This is a genomic window from Streptosporangium nanhuense, assembly GCF_059358815.1.
The window spans coordinates 21,266-27,265 of record NZ_JCADBG010000049.1 but is presented as its reverse complement, the minus strand read 5'-3'; the positions used below and the strand labels follow the sequence as shown (position 1 = coordinate 27,265).

Genomic DNA, 6,000 nt, shown 5'->3' with positions numbered 1-6,000 from the left:
AGTCTGGCGGTGTTGAAGACGGCGTCGCCGAGTTCGGTGGTGGCGGCGGGTGCGACGATCACTTACTCCTATCTGGTCGTCAACACCGGTAACGCGACGTTGACCGGTGTGGGTGTGGTGGATACGGCGTTCTCGGGGACGGGTGCGCCTCCGGTGATCACGTGTCCGGTGGCGACACTGGCGCCGCAGGCTTCGACCACCTGTACGAGCACGTATGTGACGACGCAGGCCGACATCGACGCGGGCTCGATCGTGAACACGGCGGTGGCGTCGGGGACGCCGCCGACGGGCCCGCCGGTGACGTCTGATCCGTCGACGGTGACGGTGACGGCTGCCCCTGCTTCCGGGCTGGCGTTGTTGAAGACGGCGTCGCCGGCCACGGTGCTGGCGGCGGACCGGACGATCACCTACTCCTATCTGGTGGTCAACACCGGCAACACGACGTTGACCGCTGTGGACGTGACGGATACGGCGTTCTCGGGGACGGGTGCGCCGCCGGTGGTGACGTGTCCGGTGACGACGCTGGCGCCGCAGGCCTCGACGACGTGCACCAGCACGTATGTGACGACGCAGGCCGATGTGGACGCGGGGTCGATCGTGAACACCGCGGTGGCGTCGGGGACGCCGCCCACCGGACCACCGATCATCTCTGCTCCGTCGACGGCGACGGTGGCGGCCGATCCGGTTCCCAGCCTGGCGCTGCTGAAGACGGCGTCGCCGAGCTCGGTGGTGGCGGCGGGTGCGACGATCACCTACTCCTACCTGGTCGTCAACACCGGCAACACGACGTTGACGGGCGTGGATGTGACGGATACGGCGTTCTCGGGCACGGGTGCGCCGCCGGTGGTCACCTGTCCGGTGACGACGCTGGCACCGCAGGCCTCGACCACCTGTACGGGCACGTACACGGTCACCCAGGCCGACATCGACGCGGGGTCGATCGTGAACACCGCGGTCGCCTCCGGCACTCCGCCCACCGGACCGGCGGTGACGTCGGCTCCGTCGACGGCGACGGTGACGGCCGAGGCGGCTCCCAGTTTGGCGTTGTTGAAGACGGCGTCACCGGCCACGGTGGTGGCGGCGGACCGGACGGTGATCTACTCCTACCTGGTGGTCAACACCGGTAACGCGACGTTGACCGGTGTGGGGGTGACGGATACGGCGTTCTCGGGGACGGGTGCGCCGCCGGTGGTGACGTGTCCGGTGACGACGCTGGCGCCGCAGGCCTCGACGACGTGCACCAGCACGTATGTGACGACGCAGGCCGATGTGGACGCGGGGTCGATCGTGAACACCGCGGTCGCCTCCGGCACTCCGCCCACCGGACCGTCGATCACTTCCGATCCGTCGACGGTGACGGTGACGGCCACCGCGGTTCCCAGCCTGGCGCTGTTGAAGACGGCGTCGCCGAGCTCGGTGGTGGCGGCGGGTGCGACGATCACCTACTCCTACCTGGTGGTCAACACCGGCAATGCGACGTTGACGGGCGTGGGGGTGACGGATACGGCGTTCTCGGGGACGGGTGCGCCGCCGGTGGTCACCTGCCCGGTGACCACGCTGGTCCCACAGGACTCGACCACCTGTACCAGCACGTACGTGACGACGCAGGCCGACCTCGACGCGGGCTCGATCGTGAACACGGCGGTCGCGTCGGGGACGCCGCCGGTGGGTCCGGCGGTGACGTCCGATCCGTCGACGGCGACGGTGACGGCCGAGGCGGCTCCCGGCCTGGCGTTGTTGAAGACGGCCTCGCCGGGCACGGTGACGGCGGCGGGGCAGACGATCACCTATTCGTACGCGATCGTCAACACCGGCAACGCGACGCTGACCGGTGTGAGTGTGACGGATACGGCGTTCTCGGGTTCGGGGACGCCTCCGGTGGTGACGTGTCCGGTGACGACGCTGGCGCCGCAGGCCTCGACGACGTGTACGGGCACGTACACGGTCACCCAGGCCGACATCGACGCCGGGTCGATCGTGAACACCGCGACGGCCTCGGGTACCACGCCGACAGGTGTGGTCATCAACTCCAACGCGTCGACCGCGACGGTCACGGCCGAGGCGGTCTTGTCGCTCACGCTCGTCAAGACGGCGTCGCCGGGCACGGTGACGGCGGCGGGGCAGACGGTGACCTACTCCTACCTGGTCACCAACATCGGCAACGCCGCGGTGACCGATGTCAGGGTGACGGACACCGCTCCGCCGGGATCGGGGGTTCCCGCGGTGGTGACGTGTCCGGTGACGACGCTGGCGCCGCAGGCCTCGACGACCTGCACGGGCACGTACACGGTCACCCAGGCCGACATCGACGCCGGGTCGATCGTGAACACCGCGACGGCGTTCGGCACCTCGCCGACGGGTCCGCCGGTCGCGTCCCCACCGTCGACGGCGACGGTGACCGTCACGCCGAGTCCTGGCCTGACGCTGTCGAAGACGGCGAGCCCTCGCAGGGTGTCGGCGGCGGGCCAGAGGATCACCTACTCCTACCTGGTCACCAACACCGGGAACGTCACCTTGACGGGTATCGGTGTGAGGGACACGGGCCGGGGATCGGGAGTTCCCCCGGTGGTGACGTGTCCGGCGACGACGCTGGCGCCGCAAGCCTCGACCACCTGTACGGGCACCTACGTGGTGACGCGGGCGAACATCGACGCCGGCGTGATCGTGAACACGGCGACGGCGTCGGGTAGTGCGTTGTCGGGTCCGGTCGTCACCTCCGGCGGGTCGACCGCGGCGGTCGTGGTGGCCCCGGCGGTCAGGCCGCGGGCGGACAGCGGTGTGAACCGCCAGGAAAACAAGATCCGCAACCACTCGTCGAACTCCACCAAGATCAAGATCACCGACCGCAAGAAGAAGCATCACCACAGGCACCGCGGTGGTCACTCGAAGAGGTGCCGCTGAGCACGACGGCCGCACGGAGGCGGTTCGGCAACGGGAGGCAGGTCGTCGGCAGATGACGGCTTGTCGATGGGTGGCGATTCGGCAACGGACGGCGATTCGGCAACGGACGGCGGCTTGTCGACGGACGAACTCGACGGGGCGAGACCACCGGCGTCCCGGCATCGGAATGGCCTTATCTGTCATACGAGACAGGGAAGGAGAATTCGCCTCTGATGAGCGTGAATATTACCTCAAAAGGGGGTCAGTGATGGACAACGAAGAATGCCGTCCGGCGGACACGGTTGTATTATCGTGGGTGATATGACATCCACTGCTCAATGATGGTCGTGAAGAAATGGTTTCGACGGTCATTCTGTGCGTCAGATGCGCAGTCTCCGGGTGAATCCAGTGCATCCGGTGGATGTCCTTGGCCTGACGCTGCGATTCCGTATCGGCCAAGGGTCCGAATATCAGTATGAATCAACTGATGCTGCGGGAGTCGTTCAGTGAATATACGATTTGCATCACCTATGGCGGTAAAAGCTCCGGTGCTGGTGATACTGGCCTCCGTGCTGGCAGCCGGATGTTCTTCGAACATGGACACCATGCACAATGCCGCGGTGGTGTCAGGGAATTCGCCGGTCGCGGAGCCGACCGAGGCGAGCGGCGGGGCGAACCCGCTGCCGACGAAGATGGACAATGAGCCCAGCATCCGCAAGAACATCGTTCAGACCAAGTGTGAGGCCATACCGGGCGGCTGGAGCGCCCAGGGAACGGCGAAAAACCCTGGGAAGAAGCCCGTCACCTACAAGGTCGTCGTTTACTTCACCACCACCAAGGCGACAACGCTCGACTACGCCCAGGCCCTCGTGAGGGTGCCCCCCGGTGAGACCGTCAATTGGAACGCGAAGAAGCAGTTCGCCGCGAAGCGGGAGATGCTCTGCCCCATGCCCGGGATCAGCGTCGTGTCCTGACGTCGCTCTTGAGTGTCCGGCAGCACCGGCAGCACCGGCGGCACCGCCTGGCATCCGCTCACCCGGCATCCGTCGACCCGCCTGAGAGCCGACCCGACTGAGAGCCGACCCGCCCGGCATCCGGGGAGTCGACCCGCCAGGCGTCCGGGTGGGCCGGAGCGCGTCCCGAAGGCAGGCCCACCGGACGCCGGGCACTCCGTCGCCGCCACGGCGAGGCCCGAACCCGAACGGGTGAACGCCCCGCCGGTCTCCGGACCGACGGGGCGTTCTCGTGTGTCCGAGGTGTTAGCGGTACTGGACGAAGACCGGGTTCGAGTAGAACCACAGGTCTTCCCAGGGGCTCTCCTTGCCGTCGGCGAGCGGCTCGGCCTCGTCGGTGCTCGTGCCGCGTACGCGGGCGTAGAAGTCGCCCTGCACGTCGCGCAGGGTGTGGCGGATGACGTACTCGCGTCCCGACCTGCGCCAGTCGCGCGGGCCGAAGCGGGCCACGACCTTGGTGGTGGGGTTGGTGTCGGCGTCGAGGTTGGCGTTCGGGCCGGTGACCTGGCCGGTGATCAGGTCGACGCGCCGGACCTCGGGGTGGTCGCCGTTGGCGTTCTTGCCCTCCAGCGGCCGGAACCTGATCTCGATGTCGACGTCGGTGCGGTTGCGGCGGCTCACGGTGAGGGTCTCGCCCGCGGTGGCCTGGCGGCCCTGGGTGCTCGCCGTGACGTCGAGGCCGGTGATCAGGTCACCGGTGCCGACCCAGATCCGCCCGTTGCGCAGGCCGTCCATGATGTCGGCGTAGTCCTGCCTGGCCAGCACGTGGGTCTTGCTGTACTCGCCCGGCCAGAAGTCGGCGCCGCCGCGCGTCCAGTGCACGTGCGAGTCCGAGGTCGCGGTGATCCACCAGCGCCGGCCCTCGCCGAGCAGCGAGTCCCAGAGGCCGCCGACGCGCGCCGTCATCTGGTCGAAGCCGCCGTAGGTCGGGTGGTTGCCGTACCCTCCGCGCGCGCCGCCGTTGAGCGGGCCCGCCTGGTGGCCGGGAGCGCCCTCGAAGCCGACGTAGATCTCCGGCGCGGCGTTGTTGCCGTTGCGGAACTCCCGGGGGGTGTCCTGCCCGTAGACACCGAGACCGGGCGCAGACCGCGAGGCGTGGTGGGCGATGACCAGCGGCTTCTGTCGCATGCCCTTCGCGGCCTTCAGGAACTCCACCATCTTGGCCTCGGTGTCGCGGCCGGGGTCGGCGGGGAAAGCGTCGTGCTTGGCGAAGCGGCTCTCCAGCTCGAACAGCTGCTGCGCCTCACCGGAGTGGTGGGGGATCATCAGCGTGTGGTGGTCCAGCGCCGGGGCGTCGAACTCCATCCCCCAGAACTGGAGGACCTCGGGCACGAGGACACGCGAGCGCAGCAGGTCGGGGTAGGCCTGCTCAAGGTTCACCTTCGAGTGCGTCGGCCCGCCGTGGTCGGTGCACATCGCCCAGCTCAGGCCGAAGTACTTCGCCATGATCGCGTTGGTGACGATCGGGTACACCGCGTCGCCGCCCTTGGTGAACTTCGGCGGGTTCGTCGAGGTGTCGAAGTCGCCGCTGTACTCCGAGTGCACGTGGTGGTCACCGGCGCGCCACACCCGGTTGCGGGAGTCACCGCGGCTCTCGCTCGCGCGCTCGGGGTCCTGCTCCGCCCACGCCGCGTTGCCGGTCGCCAGCGGGCTCGCGGCGACCAGCGTCGCCCCGAGGCCGGCGTACTTGACCAGCCGGCGCCGTGAGATCGACGAGCGCTCGGGGTCTTCGGTGTTCTGGTCCTTCACGAGGAAGCCTTTCGGTCATCTGTAGCTTGGTCCAATCGGCGAGTCTCGAAGGCCGCGCTGAACACGACATGAACAGGGAGCGGGACAAACACGAATAACGACCTCATAGGGCCAAAAATCACCTCGGGGACGCCCGTCGGCCGCCGGAGCCGTCCGCGCCCTGGTGGCGCCGATCGTGGGTACGGGGCCGATCGCGGGTCATGGGGCCGATCACGGATGTGGGGCTGGTCGGGGGGGCGTCCCCTCGGTGGGGGGCCGCCGAGGTGCCTCCGGCATGACGAGCCGGAGGCGGCGGGCTCTGGGGGCGGGTGGCCGTCCCGCCGGACGGCCTTACCGCGTCAAGAGACCTGCCGGGTCG

Annotated in this window: 3 protein-coding genes; 2 read left to right on the top strand and 1 reads right to left on the bottom strand. The window is 68.5% G+C overall.

Annotation, left to right across the window (positions count from 1 at the left end):
• The first annotated feature begins 9 nt into the window (after nt 1-9).
• Together AC5L38_RS43020 and AC5L38_RS43015 are read left to right on the top strand one after the other, a co-directional pair.
• Nucleotides 10-2,901: a beta strand repeat-containing protein gene (locus AC5L38_RS43020; protein ID WP_495248593.1), complete on the top strand. Its 2,892-nt coding sequence runs from the start codon at nt 10-12 to the stop codon at nt 2,899-2,901.
• A gap of 575 nt (nt 2,902-3,476) precedes the next feature.
• Nucleotides 3,477-3,854 (top strand): hypothetical protein, encoded by a 378-nt coding sequence (locus AC5L38_RS43015; RefSeq protein WP_495248590.1) that lies wholly within the window; start codon nt 3,477-3,479, stop codon nt 3,852-3,854.
• A gap of 285 nt (nt 3,855-4,139) precedes the next feature.
• Here the strand turns inward: AC5L38_RS43015 and AC5L38_RS43010 are convergent, their stop codons facing one another.
• Nucleotides 4,140-5,642, bottom strand: coding sequence for a phosphoesterase (locus AC5L38_RS43010; protein WP_495248589.1), 1,503 nt, complete (start codon nt 5,640-5,642; stop codon nt 4,140-4,142).
• Nucleotides 5,643-6,000: the final 358 nt, after the last annotated feature.